The sequence below is a fragment of the Actinomadura sp. KC216 genome (genome assembly GCF_004348535.1).
GTDB lineage: Bacteria > Actinomycetota > Actinomycetes > Streptosporangiales > Streptosporangiaceae > Spirillospora.
This window is the reverse complement of the sequence record NZ_SMJX01000020.1, coordinates 1-16685: the sequence shown is the minus strand read 5'-3', so window position 1 is coordinate 16685 and position 16685 is coordinate 1. Positions and strand designations below refer to the sequence as shown.

Sequence of the window (16685 nt, the reverse complement as noted above, 5' to 3'; positions counted from 1 at the left end):
GGTTCAGGAGTCGATACGGGCGGGGTCGTCAGGCGTGATGCCGAGCGTGCCGAGCAGGGGCCAGAGCGAGGACATCGCGGCGTCCGGGTCGCGGTAGAAGACGCTGCCGCGGACGCGCCAGAACCGCCAGCCGAGCCGCTCCAGGACGGCCTGGCGGCGCAGGTCGTCCTCCCACTGGCCGGGGCCGTGGAACTTGTCGCCGTCGCACTCGATCGCGAGCTTGTGCCCGCCGCCGCGCACCACCAGATCGATGCGCAGGTTCCCCACGGGATGCTGCGGCGTGACGAGGTACTCGCGAGCGAGCAGCATGCGCAGCACGCGGCGCTCGAACCCGGAGTCGCAGCGGGCCTCCAGGTCGCGGGCGAGGTCGGGGGAGCGCTGCCCGTCCGCCGCGTAGCGGATGAGCCGGGCCCGCTGGTCCTCGGGGTGCAGCCGGTGCGGCTGGACGCTGTGGAACACCCACATCTGGTCGCGGGCGCGGCTGGCGGCGACGTTGATCCGCTGCTCGTAGCGCCGGGACGTGAACGGCGCGCCCTCCCCGTCCGACACCACGCTGATGAAGACCACGTCGCGCTCGTCGCCCTGGAAGCCGTAGGAGTCGCCGCAGCGCAGCAGGCGCCGCTCGTACTCCTCCGGGCCGAGCTTGCCCAGCAGCCGCTCGTCGATGAGCTGCGCCTGGCGGCTCGTCCCGAGCAGCGAGATGACGCCCATGGTGCGGCCGTCGTAGGCGGGGTCGGAGCAGCACTGGACGACCTGGTCGACGACCGCGTCCGCCTCCGCCTCGTTGACGTTCCCGATCGCCAGGTCGCGGCGGACGCCGTCCGGGACGTGCACGGCGCGGACGGCGGGCCCCGGCGGCCGGTCGGCGGTCTCCTCCCGCAGCGGCTGGATCTCCCCGCCGTAGTAGTGCTGCGAGGAGAACTCGATGATGCGGGGCAGGCAGCGGAAGTGCTCCCGCAGCCGCACCACGCCCGGGAACAGCCGCGCGGACGCGTCGTAGAGGCTCGACTCCATGTCCAGCAGCAGCGCGTTGGGGAAGCCGGGCAGGTGGGCGCGGATCAGCTCGTCCACGCGGTCGCGGCGGACGCCCACGGCGGACGGGCTGATCTGCTTGTCGTCGCCCACGACCACGACCTTGTGCCCGAGGCCGAGCAGGCCGAGGGCGAACACGTCGCACTGGCTGCTCTCGTCCACGATGACGACGTCGAACGGGGGAGCGGCGGCGGGATCGAACGACTCGGCCACCCGGTAGTACGGCATGATCCACACCGGGACGGCGCCCATCGCCTCCGGCATCAGCCGCTGCGCCTCGGCCCGCCACTTGTTCGCGTTGACGCCCGTCCCCTTGCCGATCTTGCGGAGCGTCTGCAGCCAGCCGACGAGGGCCTGCCGCTGCGTGTGCCCGAGGCCCCGCTTCATCGCGAGCCACGCGGACCGCCGCGTCAGCTCCAGCGTGAGGCGGCGCTGCTCCTCCTGCGCCTCGTCCAGCCGCCGCTGCACCTGGCCGAGGTCGTCGGCGTCGATGATCGCGCGGAGCCAGGTCTCGGCCTGCCGCCACCGCCACAGCGCGTCGAGCCGCGAGGGGTCGCCGCACGCGCCGGTGTCACCGCCCGACTCCAGGATGAGCCGCGCCCACCGCGGCGCGACGGCGGCCAGCCGCGCGTGCAGCTCGTTGAGCCGTTCCACCTGGGGCCGCAACGCGGCCAGCCGGGTGGCGGTCGCGAGCGCGGCGTCCCAGGCGCCGGCGTCGTGGCGTTCGAGGGCGGTCAGCAGGTCGGTCCAGAGGGGGCTTGCGCCGTCCCGGCCCCGGCCCTCTGCGAGGAAGGCGGCCAGGGAGTCGAAGTCCGCGTGCAGCCGCCGCTGCCGCACCCGCGCCTGCAACCCGCCGAGCACGGTCGCGAACCGGTGCAGATCGTCCGGGACGGGACGCGCCGGAACCGCCTCGTCGGCGAGCACCCGCGCCAGCCGCGAGCGCAGCCGTGGCCACCGCTCGGTCTCCCAGGCCAGCGCGGCATGGATCTTCTGGGCCTCGGCGTCGATCCAGACCTCCACCGCGCCCCCGCCCGCGCCCGGCGGGACGGGCGCGCCGAGCGCCGCGACCAGCTCCTCGTGCCACAGCCGCGCAGCCGTCTCGCGCCGCCTGCGCAGCTCCGCGAACGCGGCGATCTTGTCGATGTCCGCGGCGGTGCGGGGCGGCTCGCCGTCCAGCAGCGTCGTCTTCAGGAACTGGGCGAGCCCGCGCTGCACCAGCGGCGACACCCGCTTGCCCTGGGCGAACCGCGCCCGCGCCTGCTCCAGCAGCGCGAGCGTGTCCCGGTAGGGCGCGGCCGTCAGCTCGATCAGCGACCCGGCGATCGTGGCGCGGAGCCGCCCGCATTCGGCGGCGTCCTCCGACAGCCGCCGCGCGTGCCCGGCCCACAGCTCGCGCCACCCCGGATTCTGGGCGACCTGCCCCCGCAGCCGCGCCACCCACGGCTCCTGCAGCGTCCCGAGCGTGCGCGCCGCGTGCCCGCATTCCTCGGCGAGCGCGGCCAGCTCCTCCGGCGCGACGCCGTCGACGCGGCCGAGGTCGGCGCCGTGCTCCTGGAGCCCGGCGAGGACCTCGCCGAGCCTGCGCAGCTCGTCCCACCGGGCGGTGAGCCCGGCACCGGCGGGGAGCCGCCGGGCGGGCGGCAGGTCCAGGGTCGCGTCGACCGCGTCCTGCCGCCCGATCCCGGCGGCGAGCGTGTGGAACTCGGTGATCTCGCGCGTGTCCAGGGGGCACTCGGACGCGGTCGTGAGCGGATCCGGGACGCGGCCGAGCTCGCCCTCGTGCTCGGCCAGCCACTCGGCGACCTCCGCCGCCGTCCGCCGGAACCCGCCGACGTCCAGGCTCTCCCGCTCGCGCTCCAGCGACGCGCGGAGCCGCTTGCGCAGCAGCGCCACGTCCGCCTCCACCCGGTCGAGCCGGTCCCGGAGCGCGGCCGCGGCCCGCTCCTCCCGCTCCTCGTCGACGCCGTCGGCCGCCGCCGTGATCGCCTGAACGGACCGCTGCAGCTCGGTGATCTCCGCCGACGACGACCCCAGCACCGCCAGCGACAGGTCCCGCAGCTCCTGCGGGATCTTCTCCCGCAGGACGGCGAGCGCCTGGTCCTTGTGCGCCGTGACCAGCACCCGCTTGCCGTGCGCGACCAGATGCGAGACGAGGTTGGCGATGGTGTGGCTCTTGCCGGTCCCGGGCGGGCCCTGCACGGTCACGCCGCTGTGCCGGGCGAGCTTGCGGGCGATCTGCTCCTGCTCGTCGTTCGCGGCGAGGGGCAGCAGCAGGCGTTCGGCGACCGGCGCCCAGTCCCCGTCCCCTACCGCGACGGCCTCGCGCGCCGCGTCCTCCCCGGCGGCGAGCGCGACCATCGGGGCGGGCAGCCGCTCCCCATCGGCGACCGCGGCCTTGAGCTGCTCGAAGAACCGCAGGAACATCACCCGGCGCCTGCGGACGAACAGCCGCCACGTCGCCGCGATGACCGGCGCCCTTCCGCTCTCCGGCAGCGCGTGGCCGTCGTCGAGCCGGTCGTCGAGGCCGAGCGGTGCGAGGATCCGCCGGTACAGCGCGCGCGTCGCGTCCGGCGCCCAGGGGTCGACGGCCTCGTCCCGCACGTGCTCCACGACCGCGGTGAGCCGGTCGAGCCCCGCGACGCCAAGGCCCTGCAGGCAGTCCAGCTCCAGCGCGGGCAGCCCGTCCGGGACGATCGAGAGCTCGCCGGACCGCTCGTCGAACGCGATCCGCGCCCGCGTGATCAGCAGCGGGTGGCACACGCGCTGCCCGCCCTGCCTCCAGCCGAGGACGCCGTGGCCCCAGACCAGCTCGTGCGTGGCCTCGTCCGCCCGCATCCGCTGCCGGAGCCGGAACAACGTCTCGTACAGGTGCCGCGCCGCGAGGACGTCCCGCGCCGCCTCCGCCCAGGGCGCCCACACCCCCTCCCGCCACCGCTCGAACGCGGCGACCAATGCCTCGTCGTCCGGGGTGAGGTCGTCCGGGGCCTCCGGCGGGACGCGCGGATCGTCCCGCACGACGCCGCGGAACCGTTCGCGCAGCTCAAGGGGGAGCCCGGGCGGCAGCGGCCGCGGCACCTTCCCGACGCGCAGCCACGCGTCCCCGGCCGCCGCCCCGGCGCGCACCGCGGGATGCGCGGGCAGCTCGTCCGGCGACACGGCGATGTCGTGCTCCCCGACATGCCGGACGGGTTTGGCGTGAACCTCCTGGGCGAGCGCGCCCAGGTAGTCGTAGAGATGCCCGATCCGCTCCCGCGTCATCGCGTCCCCGGCCACCGGCACCCCCACAATCCTCGCGTTTCTCCCATATACCCACGAACTAGACCTAGATGGGACGCGCACCACCGTGTTCCGGTTGCCGTCGCGGTGACATCCCGCGCTTTGGCCTATGCAGGACGACTCCAGTGACGCCATTCCGCTCTCGCCGTGATCGTCCAGCTTTTATTCCCGAACACGCGGAGAGGCGTCGTGAATATCGATTTCAGTGCTGATGCTCTTCCGATTCGTCGGAGCGTTGCTCAAGCGTGAAAGCGCCGACCCCACCGCCGGACCGCGCCGAGCGCCATGCCCAGGAGGCCGCCGCCATGGCGAACACCCCGGCCGCGGAAAAGAACAGCGGAATGGTCGCGGGCGCATGGGTGACGGGCCAGGTGATGAGAACCGGCACCAGGACGCTTCCCGCCATCGACGACGCGGACGCCATCCCGACGGCCCGCTGGCCCCCGCCGAGCCGGACCAGCCAGGCGAGGCCCGTCGGGAAGACCGGGCCGAGCGCGAGGCCCGTGAGGGCGTAGGCCACGACGGACGCGTGCGGCACCGTCGCCAGGGCCAGGGCCGCCGTCGTGCCCGCCAGGCCGATGAGAATGATCTTCCCTTCGGGCGTCCTGGCCGCGTAGATCGGGACCGCGAACTTCGCGATGGCGGTGCCCGCCCAGAAGGCCGCCAGAATCCGGGCGGCGTTCGCCGCGGAGAAGTCCTGGCTTTCGAGATGGGTGGCGGCCCAGCCCCCGATGCCCGTCTCCAGAACCCCGTAGCAGAGGTAGAGCAGGAGGAACGGCGCGATGGACCTCGCGATGGCGACACCGGACGAGGCGCCGGACGAGGTGTGGTCCGAGGCCCCGGGCGAGGCATCGGAGCGCGGTGGTCCATCCTCCGCGGGCCAGTGGCGCAGGCGCGATACCCGGTGGCAGAAGACCGTCCCGATCGTCACCGCCAGCAGCCCGTACGGCCGTCCCGTGCCGATCGACCAGCCCGCCACCAGCGGGCCGACGATCGTCCCCGAGGCGAACATCCCGTTGAGCAGGTTGATCAGCGCGACGCCCCCGTCCTGCCGGGCGAAGGCGGTGTTGGTGTACAGGATCAGGCCGCCCGCGGACAGGCCGGCCATCGTGGCGGACGCCGCCGCGGGCCCCAGCCACGGTGACAGGAACAGGCCCGCGTTCCCGGCCGCGTAGAGCGTCAGGGCGCACGGGAAGAGCCAGCGCCCGGACAGCCGTACCAGCGACGCCGTCAGCATGGCCAGCAGCGCCCCGGCGAAGTAGCCGGTGATGAGAAGCGAGGAACGCGGCGTGCCCACGTCGAACCTGTCGTTGTAGAGCGACAGCAGCGGTCCGAGGCTCGACTGCGAGATGCCGATGAGGAAGAACACCACCAGCGCGGAGGCGAATCCGGGCCGCCCGCCTCCGGACCGCCCGCCTCCGGGCCGCCCGCCTCCGGGTCGCCCGCCTCCGGGCCGGAGGCCGGAGCGGCGGCCGCGCGGGGTCTGAGGCTTCCCCGCCGCCCGTCCGTCCACGGTCAGTCCGCGACCGTGATCCGGAGGCCGCCGGAAAGCACGGTGACGCGCACCCGGCTCAGGTCCTCCACGGCGGCGGCGAGGATGCCGTCCGGTGCCGCGATGGCCTCCGCGCCGACCCCGACGCACCGCATTCCGGCCGCGCGGGCGGCCTCCATTCCGGCGCGCGCGTCCTCGAAGACCACGCACCCGGCGGGGTCGGCCCCGAGGACGCCCGCCGCCTTCAGGTAGCCCTCCGGGTCGGGCTTTCCCGCGGCGATGTCCTCCGCCGCGACCAGGCAGTCGGGCGTGGGCAGGGAGACAGCGCCGAGCCGTCCGGTGGCGACGGCGCGCGGCGCGGAGGTCACCACCGCCCACCGCCCGGGCGGCACGGCGCCGAGGAGGGCGGCGGCGCCGGGGATCGGGCGCAGCCCGGCGAAATCGCGCTCCTCGCGTTCGGCGATGGCCCGCGCCTCGGCCTCGGCGTCCAGGTGCGGCGCCACCAGGCGGACGACGTCGATGTCGCGGCGCCCGTGGGAACCGGCGAAGACGAGGTCGGCGTCGAGGCGCCGTTCCGCCGCCCACGTCCGCCAGTTGCGTTCGATGAGCGGCAGGGAGTCGACGAGGACGCCGTCGAGGTCAAACAGGAGGTGGCCGCAGGACATCGGGGTCGTTCGCATCGCCGGGGCGCCTTTCGAGTGGGGTCGGCAGGAAGTCGGGACCGAAGAGCAGGGTGGCCGCCACGGTCTTGGCCAGCGCCTCGGACTCGTGCTCGGAGAAGGCCGCGAGCCGTTCCGCGGGCAGGTCCGGATGCGGGACCGCCACCACCCGGCATCCGGGGAGGACCAGCCGCGTGATGTAGCGCACCCGGGCCGCGTGGTAATCGGAGGTGATCAGGGAGGCGTCCGCGAAAGGGTGGTGGTCGCGCAGCTGCCGGAGGAAGAGGAGGTCGTCATAGGTATGGCGTGTCTCCAGGCAGGCGAGGACGTCCTTGGGGAGGACCCCCTGTGGTTCCAGCCACCGCAGGCAGTGCTTCCAGTGCGGTTCGGGGGTCGTGTTGAACTGCTTCCCGAATCCGCCCGTCAGGACGATCCGGGATCCCGGCGTCCGGCGTGCGAGGTCGACGGCCGCGCGCGTCCGGTCTTCGGCCATGACGCTGAGCCGGCCGCGCTCGTCGTTCGGGGCCGCCAGCACGACGACCACCAGCGGGACCCGCCCCGCGGCGGCGGTGGGCTCCGCCGCCGCGGGGGGCGAGGTGGCGCCGGCCAGGCACGGCCGGAAGCCGGGGCCGCCGACGGCATGGGTGAGCGCCGCGAGGCCCCGCCGGTCGCCCTCGATGCCGACGAGGCCCGACATCACGACCGAGGTCCCGGTGGCCCTGCCCGCGCGCACCAGGTCGGGGACCGCCTCGGGGACGGTGATCCGCACGTCCGCCGGCGCCGGGTGCCCCGCCCGCCAGCGCGCCCCGGAGCCGCCGTCGACGACCAGGTGATGCGCGCGGAGCGGACGGCCGTCGCGCTCGACGACCACACTCGCCGTGAACAACGGGTCAGGCCTCCGCGAACTGCCGGTAATGCACGATGGTGCGTTCTAGCTCGTCCTCGCGGAACTCCGGATGCCAGCCCAGCAGGTCCCATCCTTCGCCTTTGGCCACGAGGTCCGTCGTCGCGGTCTCGCCCTTGCGCATGGGGAGGTACTCGACCCCCGCCTTGGATCCCGTCACCGCGAGGACCCGCTCGGCGACCTCGTTCACCGTGAGAGCCAGTCCCGTGCCGCCGTCGAAGACCTCACGGTCGCCGAAGGCCAGGGCGTCCACGAGCATGCGGCCGAGGTCGGCCGAGTGGACCAGGTCGAGGGTCTGGTTGCCGTCGCCCCAGATCGGAATGGGCTGCCCGCTCCAGGCGCGGACCGCGAACGTCGGGATGATCTTCTGGACCCCGTAGTGCTTCTGCCCGGGACCGAACGCGTTGAACGCCCGGACATGACTCACCGGCACCCCGAAATTGGTGTTCCAGGCGTAGGACAGTTCCTGCCCGCACCGTTTCGTCGCCTGGTACACGTTGCTCCATACCTGCGGCATGGTGATGCCCACGAACCGGGTCCCGTTGTTGCGGCACGCTTCGAGGATTCGGTACGTGCCCTTGATATTGACGTCGATGGCCGCCTCGACCGAGTCGAACAGTTCCTCGGTGCCTAATATCCCGGCCAGGTGGATCACTCCTTCCGTCCCGCGCAGGGCCGGCTCCAGTTTGTCCTCCATGATGTCGATGCCTGAGGCACGGTCGATCGAGAAGGCCTCGTGGCCGAGGTCGCGGAGATGCTGGATGGCGTAACGGCCGATGAAACCGTCACCACCGGTCACGGCGTATCGCATTGTGCTTCCTTCCGGATGATGTGTGGTTGCTGCGTCGGTCGGACAGGGCTTCGCGCCGCCGGCATGTCGAATCGCCCTGGCGCAGCCCTGTGGGGCGGGCCGCCGGTCTGGACGGTCGCCGGGCTCGGAGTCATGGCTCGTCGTGCTGGGAGCCGCTCACATCAGTGGAGCGATAGGGCGCACCCCTGCCGTCGTCGCTCCGAGCGCGGGGCCACCGGCGTGCCGGTGGGGAAGTGGCGCTCGTAGCCGTGTGGGGTCGTGCCGTGTGTGATCGTGCCGTGCGGGGACCCGCCGTGCCGGCGCGGAATCAGAAAAGGTCGGCGAGCCAGGGTTCCTGACCTCCCGTCATGGCGTCCATCGATTGCAGGGCGGTGGTGTCGGCGCGGAGCAGGCAGAGCCGGCTCGCGCGGGACGCGCTGAGCGCTCCCGCGTACCAGGCGGCCAGTCCGCGTTCGGTGATGGGAATCAGCCCGCGTCCGCCGTCGTGCACCTTTCCCTGGCCGCCGGTGACCACCAGCGTCAGTAGCCGGTCGGCCTCCGAGCGGCTCTCGACGGCCAGTTCCAGCTCGGCGTCGACGGCCGGGGACCAGCCGCGTGCCTCAAGGGCGCCGCGGATGTCGGTGAGGCGGAGCATCCAGGGGTACCAGTCGTAGGATTCCGCGCGGTGGCGGGGGAGCAGCCACGTGAAATCGGGGTCGGGGGGCAGCACCCCGGGAGGGAAATGCACCCGTTCGGCCTGGGCGCCGTGCTCGCTCAACATCCCGGAAAGGGCCTGGAGCGTCCGCGCGTCCGGGGCGTGGAGATCGCGGACCGCGAGGTCGTATCCCCATGGACGCCGCGTTTCACAACGCAGGGTCGCGTAGCCGACGAGGTCGCCTCCGGCGGCGAATCCATAGGAGACGGTGTCGTCCTCCCCGCCCGCCTGTTTCCACGCCGTCCACCAGCCCGGCCGGAGCAGCGCGCCGTTCCAGCGCGCCGCGTCCCGCTCCCGCACGGCCCGCATCGCTTCGGGTGAGGGGTCGGGAACGAGCGTGAGATCCGTGGCGGGCGCGTCGCGGAAGGCGTCGATCGGGTACCACGTTCCACGCGCGTTGCCGGCCACCTCCCAGCCGCACCGGCGGTAGACCCCCGGGGTCGCGGTCCACAGCGACACCACGGGCATCCCGTCGGCGGCCAGCGCCGTCGCCAGCTCCGTGACGACGCGGGCGGAGATCCGCCGTCCGCGCGCCTGCGGCGCGGTGCAGACCAGTGAGAGTCCCGCGGTGGGGACGACCCGCCCGCCGAAGTGCTGGTGAAAGGGCAGGGCGATGGCGCCGCCGACGACCTGGCCGTCCAGCAGGGCCAGGCAGACCAGCCCATGCCGGCGCGGGATCTCCAGGTCCATGTCGATAGGGCCGAAGCACCGCCCTGTCAGTTCGGCGTACTGCGCCCAGTGCCCGTCGGACACGCCGGATCCCGGCTCCGGCCCGGCGATCCGCGGCTCAGCCGAGCTCAAGGCGTCCGCCCCGGTGAGGGCCCCTGCCCACCTCCTTCGCCGTCACGGCGCCCCCGGCCGCGATGCCTTCGGTGGTGCTGGATAAGTGCCCGTGCGCGCTCTCCCGCAGGTCGAAGAGCACGGCGTCATTGATCGGCGCCATTTAGGAAATACCCCCGGAACCATTCATGAAGTAGTGGTGATGCCCCGTACGCAGGAAGGCCACCGTGCTGCCCGGCAAGGGACATGGCGGATGACCAGGATGATCTCGCTCCGAACAAGTAGTTCGACGCGGAGGTCAGGGAGACTTTGTTGGCTAATTGTGCTGACAAGAGGCAATGCTAGTAGTCACTATCTTGTTTGCAAGGTGTGATCATGTCCGGATCCGGCCACTGCGGTGGCGGGGATCAGTGAGCCGGAGCGTCGCGCGAACGACCACACAACGTGATTTCGTGCTGGTGGGGGCGCCGCTCCTCGGCCCTCATCTTGACGACGGCGGCGTCCGCCGGACGTGACGTGGCCGGTAGGGCCCTTACCGACCGTTGTTGAATTTCGCTCTTCGGGAAATTCAGGCGACGATGCGGGCCATGTCCCCGGCGGTGCGCGAAGCGCCGTTGTCGTTGCCGGGATGGGCGTCGTGCCATGCGCGGAGGAACGCCTCGACGAGCCCTTCGGCGCGGGCGGCGGAATCGAAGCGCTCGGCGCCACGGCGCCTGGCGATGGAGGCCAGTGAGTCCGCGGTCTCGTTCCACGGATGGCCGAGCCATACCTAGAGCTGTGAACTCAATCAACCTAGAAGAATTTGGGAATCTCAGATACGGTGGAAATGATCTTTTGAGGAGGCGTGAACCAGATCAACCGCTGCAACGGCCGTGGTGGGCGCTAGGGTGAGGTCGTTCGCAGGAGGGAGTGCCGGTGTCGAACGACGCGACGGTCACCGCGGCCGACATCGCGCGGCTGGCCGCGGTCGGCCGCGCCGCGGTGAGCAACTGGCGCCGCCGCCACGACGACTTTCCGCAGCCGGTCGGCGGGACGGCGGTCAGCCCGACGTTCTCCCTCGCCGAGGTGGAGGACTGGCTCCGCGGCCAGGGCAAACTGTCCGGATCACCCGTCCGCGAGCGCGTGTGGCAGACCCTCCGCCAGGCCACCGCCGGCGGCGCCGAACTCGCCGACGTGCTCACCTACGCGGGCGCGTTTCTCCTCGGCCTGCGCCCGGACGGCGACCGCCGGATCGACGTCCCCGCCGGTGTCCCGGCCGACGTTCCGGCAGGTGTCCCAGCCGACGTCCCGATCACGGACGCGCTCGCAGACCTGGTGGACGAGCGCGGCCCCGCGGAGGCGTTCGAGTTCCTCCGCACCCGCTACCTGGAGCATCACAGCCGCCGCGTCTACCTCACGCCCGAGCCGGTCGTCCGGCTGATGCTCGAACTCGGAGCCGCCGCCCCCGCCGGGCCCGCCGGGCGCGCCGGGCCCGTGCGGACCGTCCTCGACCCGGCCTGCGGCACCGGCGCGTACCTGAGCATGGCGAACGACCTGTTCAAGGGCGTCGAGCGGCTCCTCGGCCAGGAGATCGACGACACGACCGCCCGCATGACCGCGATCCAGCTCGCGCTGCGCGGCGCTCCCGCCGAGGTCCATCCGGGCGACTCGCTCCGCGCCGACGCCTTCCCCGGGCGGACGGCCGACCTCGTCGTCACCAACCCGCCGTTCAACGACCGCGGCTGGGGCTACGAGGAGCTCACCGGCGACCCGCGCTGGGAGTACGGCCTGCCGCCGCGGATGGAGTCGGAGCTGGCGTGGCTGCAACACGGCCTCGCGCACGCGCGCCCCGGCGGTACCGTCGCCATCCTCATGCCCCCGGCCGTCGCGAACCGCCGCTCCGGGCGCCGCGTCCGCGCGGAACTGCTCCGCCGCGGGACGCTCCGGGCCGTCATCGGACTGCCCTCCGGCGCGGTGCCGAACATGGCCGTCGCGCTGGCCGTATGGGTTCTGCGCCGCCCGTCCCCTGGCGACCAGCCCGCGGACGACGTCCTGATGGTCGACACCTCGGCCGACCCGGAGACGTTCCACGACGTCGCCCTGAACGCCTACCGCCGCTACCTCAAGGGCAAGGGCGACGGTACGGACGCGAGCGCCGTCGTCCGCATCATCGACCTGCTGGACGACGAGGTCGACCTCACCCCGGCCCGGTACCTCCCGCAGCGCAGCGCTCCCGCCTCAGAGGGCTCGTTCACCGCCGCGCGCGACGTCCTGGAGAAGAAGGCGGCGGAACTGCCGCGGGCGGTCGCCGAACTGTCCTCCCTCACGCAGGCGCGGGCACGCCACGACGTCGCGATGACGACGGTCGGCGAACTCGCCAAGGCGGGCGTGCTGCAGGTGCTCCGTCCCCCTGTCAGGGTGCGGATGGGGGAGGGCACCGTGCCAGTCCTGACCCTCGACGACATCGCCGCGTCGCGGGGAGCCACGGGAACCGCCGCACCCGACGCCGACCACGTGTGGATTTCCGCCGGGGACGTCGTCGTCTCCCTGGCCGCCCGCCACCCCGTCTCGCGCGCGATGGCGGAGGGCGGCTCGGTCCTGGGCCCCGGCCTCGCTCTGGTGCGGGTCGACCCGTCCCGCAGCGACCCCGACTTCGTCGCCGGATGGCTGCTGCTCGGCGCGCAGGGCGCCCGGCTCCGCAGCTCCACCTCCTCGGCCCGCTTCGACGTCCGCCGCGCCCGCCTGCCCCGCCTCACCCTGGCCGAACAGGCCGAACTCGGGAAGGCGTTCCGCAAGCTCACCGACCTGGAGACCGCGCTCCGCGAGATCCAGGAGCACGGCGCGGACGTCCTGCGCCTGGGCCTGGAAGGCCTGGGCGCGGGCACCCTGCGCCCGTCCAACTGACCCCCTTCATCGGCGGCCCGGCCGCATCCCCGTACAACCCGTCCGGACACGATTTCGCCCCCACGCCTAGAATGCGAGCCTCCGACGATCAAACGCCGGGCCGGCTCCGACGCCTCGGCCGGACGGAGGCGACCCCTCATGAGCGACGACCCCTCCGACCTGCTGGCCCGCGGCTGGGACGACGCGGCCGAAGGCTACGACCGGTACTTCGTCCCCAGATTCGCGCCCTGGGTCGCCACGGCGACCTCGGCACTCCACGCCCGGACGCTGCCACCGGGCCCGATCCTGGTTCCGTGCTGCGGCACGTTCCCCGAACTCCCGGCGCTCGCCGCCGCACACCCCGGCCGCGAGATCGTCGGGATCGACCTCTCACCCGGCATGCTCGCCCGCGCACGCCGCCGCACCGCCGCCCACCCGCAGGCCCGCCTGGTGCACGGCGACGCCGTCGAACTCGCGTCCCGCTGGCCCGGCGAGGCCGCCGCCGTCGTGTCGGTGTTCGGCCTCCAGCAGCTCCCCGACCCGGCGGCCGCGATCACCGGATGGGTGTCCGCGCTGCGGCCGGGCGGCGTCCTGTCGGTCCTGTGCTGGCCGGACGAGACCGAGACCGACGGCCCGTTCGCGCTGCTCGACGAGGTCATAGACGAGGCCCTTCCGAACGCCGCGGGCAGCGCGGCGTGGCACCTCCAACTCGCCGAACGAGCCACCTCGGCGGGCGCCCGGGTAGAGCACGACGAGCCGGTGTCGCACCGCATCGACCACCCCGACGCGGAGTCGTTCTGGACGGCCATGGTCGGCGGCGGACCACTGCACAAGCTCGTCCTGTCCCACGGCGAGGAGTTCACGGCCGAACTCGGCAAGCGATTCATGACCCGCGCCCCGTCCGGCCCTTGGCATCACCACCCGACCGCCCACTGGCTGGTGGCCCACGCCACCTGACGCCAGACAGGACACCCTAGGCGCCACGTCATTGCTTACAGCCCGGCCACTCCCTGGACCATCGCCCCGATCCCGGTCATCGACGCGGGAATCGTCATCAGCTCGGAGTGCCTCCCTGTGCCCGCGGCAAGGCTCAGGACGGCGCCGCGCCCGCCGGAGTACCCGCGCTTGCGCGTTACCCGGCAACCTGCCGTCCGGCGGCGACCGCGAACACGTCCCCGGACGTCCAGCCCGCCGCCCCGTACGGCTGCAGAGGCACCGTCCGGCGTCCAACTCCCCTTCACGTCCCGCCGCACCACCCACGATGGAGTCCCAGATGATCAGTCCGAAGACGAAAACAATCCCCGCCAGCGGAATCAGAAGAACCGGTTACCCAGGACGAAACATCTTCCCCGGCGACGTGGCCAGATTAGGGGAGCGACTGAATAGCGTGGACCCCCGTATTTCCTGCCACGCCACGCTGCGGTGACATCGAGGATGTCCAGCATGTCCAGGAATTCGGCGAGGATCGGACGGATCTGGGCCTTCTCCAGGCAGGTTGCCTTCGTCCGAGAATGGAACACGAACTGGGCGAGGGGGGCGGTCGTGAGGCCGCGGGCTCTCATGGAGTTTGCGGATCTTCTCCGCCAGTCGGCGGCGGACGTATGGGCTCGGCATGACCGTCCTCCCCGTTGTCACATCGGACGCGGTCTGTGTTGATCGCTGACTCTGTGCTACCGATCACTCGCGAACAAGCTAAAGGTCACGCACCGTCAGATTCCGCGCCAGCAATCCGACGGCGAATATTCGCACGTGCGCGATTCCCGTACCCTCGCATTTTCCCACCAAATATCCGCTTATGTGGGACTATGGCACTGTCAGTGCCTTACCGGCCGACCGTTACCACCGTTCTTCAGAGGTTCGCTGAGGGACTCGAAGCAGATGCCTCGGCCCTCCGCGCGGCCAGCCACATCTCGGTGTAGGCCGTGGCTTCCTCGATGAACTGCTCCAGTCCAGCTCGGTCGAACTGCGCTTCAGCGACCAAGGAGAGCAGGACGAAGACTTCGGCGTAGAGGACGGTCGTCACGTCGTCCGGCCCACCGTCCCGAAGTGGTGGCGCACCGACGACGCGGCGGATCATGTCTTCGGCGGCGAGCGCGTTGATCGGCTCGGCGTCCTCTTCGGTCGCCATCCGTAGCTCAGCCACGAAGCGAACGATCTCACCGACCGTGTACTTCGGCGAGAACCTCCGACGCACCGCCACACAGAAGGCCCCGTAAACCAGCGACATGTAGCCAGCAGCCGCCTCGTCTGTCTGCATTCCGCTGAGGAGCTCCTCCCATGCCTGCGGTCCCTCTTGCAAGAATGACCGCAATGCCAGGATGTTCTCCTCGCGAATCGCGACAGCCGAGTAGTCCATCAATTGATCAGCTCGTCGGCGTCGGAACGAATCTTTTCCATGAATGCATTGAGCTCCGACTCGCTCAACTGTGCGTCACCGATCAGTGCTGCCAACAGAATCAGCTGATGCTGGATCACTGTGTCGGGGTCGATGTCAGATATTGAAGCGCCCGTGTCCAGCGCGTGTAGAATCATTCGCTCGGCGATATCTGGCTTGATGAGATCGGGTGTCTCGTCCGTCCTCTCTCGGACCGAGGCGACGAAGTCGATCACGGCGGCGTTGTCGGCTACGTTTCCGTCCACGATGAAGCGTCGTTCGACCGCCTCGAAGAACCCGGCGGCTAGAAGCGTGGAGTAACCTACATTGGCTGCGGTTCGGTCGAGTTGGCTGAGAAGCCTCTGATGCTCCTCGCGCTGCCCCGAGAGTAGCGCGCGGAGCGTTGCTGCCTGGTCATCGGTTACTGGCACGATGATGTCCTCTCATTTCTCTCACTCTTCCGGCCGTCCACTGTCCTATCCGTGTGACCATAATGGCTGCACCAAGGACGCCGAATGCCACACTACCCACTTTCACCGGTGTGTGTACGGACTCGATGGAAGGGCCCGTGTCGCGGGCAGTTGACGGATGCCCGGACGGTGCTTTGGCGTCCAGTGCCTTGAACGCTCCATCGATTGCCTTGTCGACCGACTTTACGATGTCGGTGGAGCTCTGTGCGGCTTCCCTTAGGAGCTCTTTCCTGCGAGACGAGCGCTCTGGGTCGCGCTCGCGAGGGTCCCGATCTGCGGGATCGGTTTCCGGGCTGCCGAATTCCCCGCGTCCCCGTGTGCCGACCTCAGCCTCGGTTCGCCTGGGGTTTTCACCCGTGGGATCGGGTGAGGGAGCCGATGTTTCCGCCTCATTCGACTCGCCGGTCTGTTCTCGTCCGTACCGGGGTTCGATGCGCACTCTTCCCTGGCTGTCGGTGTAGACATCGGAAAGTATGGGATTGGCAGGGGCCTCCGGATTCGTCTCGCCGGGCTCGTCCGGGGGCGGCTCGGTGCCGTCGTCCTCGGATTTCCTATCACGGTCGCCAGCGGTGGCCTCGCCATCGGCGCGCGGCTCCGGCGTTTCGGTGGTCTCGCCATCCTGCGGGCCGTCGCCGGGCCGGTTCTCTGGCGGGGTGGGTGTGTTGTCACCGGGTGCGTCCGAGACCTGCGGGAGTTGCTCGGTGTCCTGCCCCGGTGGGGCTTCGCGGTCGCTGACGTGGCCCGGCGTGGTGTCTGGACGGTCTTCCTGCGGTTCCGTGGACGGCTGGTCCGGGGCCCGCGCGGTCTGCTCCGCTGCGGATTGGTCCTGCTCGGGGTGAGGCCGGTCGGTGGCGCCGGGTTCGGGTCGGTCCGGCGGGGGGAACGGCTCCGCCTCCTGATCTTGGGACCGTTCGGTCTCGCCGGTCGCGGCACCGGTGGAGGGGCCGTCTTCCTGGACGGTGCCGTCGTCCTCCGGGATCTCGCGATCGCCCTCGTCCCGGCCAGGGAGCTCGGGCCCGCTGGCCGCCTCCCTGTTCTCCGTCCCGCTGGCGATTCGCGCCGAGGTGGATTCGTCTTCTCGCCCGCCGGTGGTCTGGTCGTCCTGTGTGGTGTCCTGTTGGACTTCCCGGGCACGTGCCCAGCTCTCCAGGCGGGATGGCTGGCCGGGTGTCCCTGGTAGGTCGGTCCCGGAGCGGTCTTCCTGGGCGGCTGGGCCGGGTCGCTCGGTTCGGCCGCGTTCTTCGTTGCCTGTGTCTCTGGTCTCGGCCGGTTGGGGGTTGTCGTCCTGCTGCTCGCCGCGGGCGCGGGCGCGGCTTTCCAGACGGGAGGGC

General features: G+C 71.6%; 12 protein-coding genes. 2 read left to right on the top strand and 10 right to left on the bottom strand.

Annotated elements, in window-relative coordinates:
• Positions 1-3: 3 nt before the first annotated feature.
• The 7 genes from E1264_RS05855 to E1264_RS43155 all read right to left on the bottom strand — a co-directional run bounded on the left by E1264_RS05855 (position 4) and on the right by E1264_RS43155 (position 9811).
• The gene (locus tag E1264_RS05855) at positions 4-4311 is read right to left on the bottom strand and encodes an AAA domain-containing protein (RefSeq protein WP_132170346.1); all 4308 of its coding nucleotides are present in this window, start codon (positions 4309-4311) and stop codon (positions 4-6) included.
• Between the two features lie 199 nt (positions 4312-4510).
• Positions 4511-5680, bottom strand: a complete 1170-nt coding sequence (locus E1264_RS05850; protein ID WP_132170344.1) for an MFS transporter — start codon at positions 5678-5680, stop codon at positions 4511-4513.
• Positions 5681-5823: 143 nt separating this feature from the next.
• Entirely contained in the window at positions 5824-6480 is a 657-nt protein-coding gene (locus E1264_RS05845; RefSeq protein WP_207935738.1) for an HAD-IA family hydrolase, read from the bottom strand.
• Entirely contained in the window at positions 6440-7345 is a 906-nt protein-coding gene (locus E1264_RS05840; RefSeq protein WP_132170342.1) for a YdcF family protein, read from the bottom strand. Before E1264_RS05840 ends, E1264_RS05845 begins: the two co-directional genes overlap by 41 nt.
• Before the next feature lie 4 nt (positions 7346-7349).
• Positions 7350-8174, bottom strand: coding sequence for an NAD(P)-dependent oxidoreductase (locus E1264_RS05835; protein WP_132170340.1), 825 nt, complete (start codon positions 8172-8174; stop codon positions 7350-7352).
• Positions 8175-8481: 307 nt separating this feature from the next.
• The gene (locus E1264_RS05830; RefSeq protein ID WP_132170338.1) at positions 8482-9669 is read right to left on the bottom strand and encodes a GNAT family N-acetyltransferase; all 1188 of its coding nucleotides are present in this window, start codon (positions 9667-9669) and stop codon (positions 8482-8484) included.
• Positions 9656-9811 (bottom strand): hypothetical protein, encoded by a 156-nt coding sequence (locus tag E1264_RS43155; protein ID WP_165964027.1) that lies wholly within the window; start codon positions 9809-9811, stop codon positions 9656-9658. Before E1264_RS43155 ends, E1264_RS05830 begins: the two co-directional genes overlap by 14 nt.
• 752 nt (positions 9812-10563) lie before the next feature.
• Between E1264_RS43155 and E1264_RS05825 the strand changes: the two genes are divergently transcribed.
• Positions 10564-12531, top strand: a complete 1968-nt coding sequence (locus E1264_RS05825) for an N-6 DNA methylase (RefSeq protein ID WP_132170336.1) — start codon at positions 10564-10566, stop codon at positions 12529-12531.
• A 138-nt stretch (positions 12532-12669) separates the two neighbouring features.
• Positions 12670-13467, top strand: coding sequence for a class I SAM-dependent methyltransferase (locus E1264_RS05820; RefSeq protein ID WP_132170334.1), 798 nt, complete (start codon positions 12670-12672; stop codon positions 13465-13467).
• A gap of 892 nt (positions 13468-14359) precedes the next feature.
• On the opposite strand, the gene E1264_RS05815 is transcribed toward E1264_RS05820, so the two are convergent.
• From E1264_RS05815 to E1264_RS43150, 3 genes are all read right to left on the bottom strand, one after another.
• Positions 14360-14866 carry a hypothetical protein gene (locus E1264_RS05815; RefSeq protein ID WP_132170332.1) on the bottom strand — a complete coding sequence of 169 codons (507 nt, stop codon included), beginning with the start codon at positions 14864-14866 and terminating at the stop codon, positions 14360-14362.
• Positions 14866-15315 (bottom strand): hypothetical protein, encoded by a 450-nt coding sequence (locus tag E1264_RS05810; protein WP_132170330.1) that lies wholly within the window; start codon positions 15313-15315, stop codon positions 14866-14868. Before E1264_RS05810 ends, E1264_RS05815 begins: the two co-directional genes overlap by 1 nt.
• Positions 15299-16685, bottom strand: a 1387-nt coding sequence (locus E1264_RS43150; protein WP_165964026.1) for a hypothetical protein, incomplete at its 5' end; no start/stop codon positions are given. The genes E1264_RS43150 and E1264_RS05810, both read right to left, overlap by 17 nt.

Bases quoted from the DNA above. Each gene is read 5' to 3' on its own strand.
- E1264_RS05845 (WP_207935738.1), bottom strand. From the start codon at position 6,480: ATGCGAACGACCCCGATGTCCTGCGGCCACCTCCTGTTTGACCTCGAC.
- E1264_RS05835 (WP_132170340.1), bottom strand. From the start codon at position 8,174: ATGCGATACGCCGTGACCGGTGGTGACGGTTTCATCGGCCGTTACGCC.
- E1264_RS43155 (WP_165964027.1), bottom strand. From the start codon at position 9,811: ATGGCGCCGATCAATGACGCCGTGCTCTTCGACCTGCGGGAGAGCGCG.
- E1264_RS05820 (WP_132170334.1), top strand. From the start codon at position 12,670: ATGAGCGACGACCCCTCCGACCTGCTGGCCCGCGGCTGGGACGACGCG.
- E1264_RS05815 (WP_132170332.1), bottom strand. From the start codon at position 14,866: ATGGACTACTCGGCTGTCGCGATTCGCGAGGAGAACATCCTGGCATTG.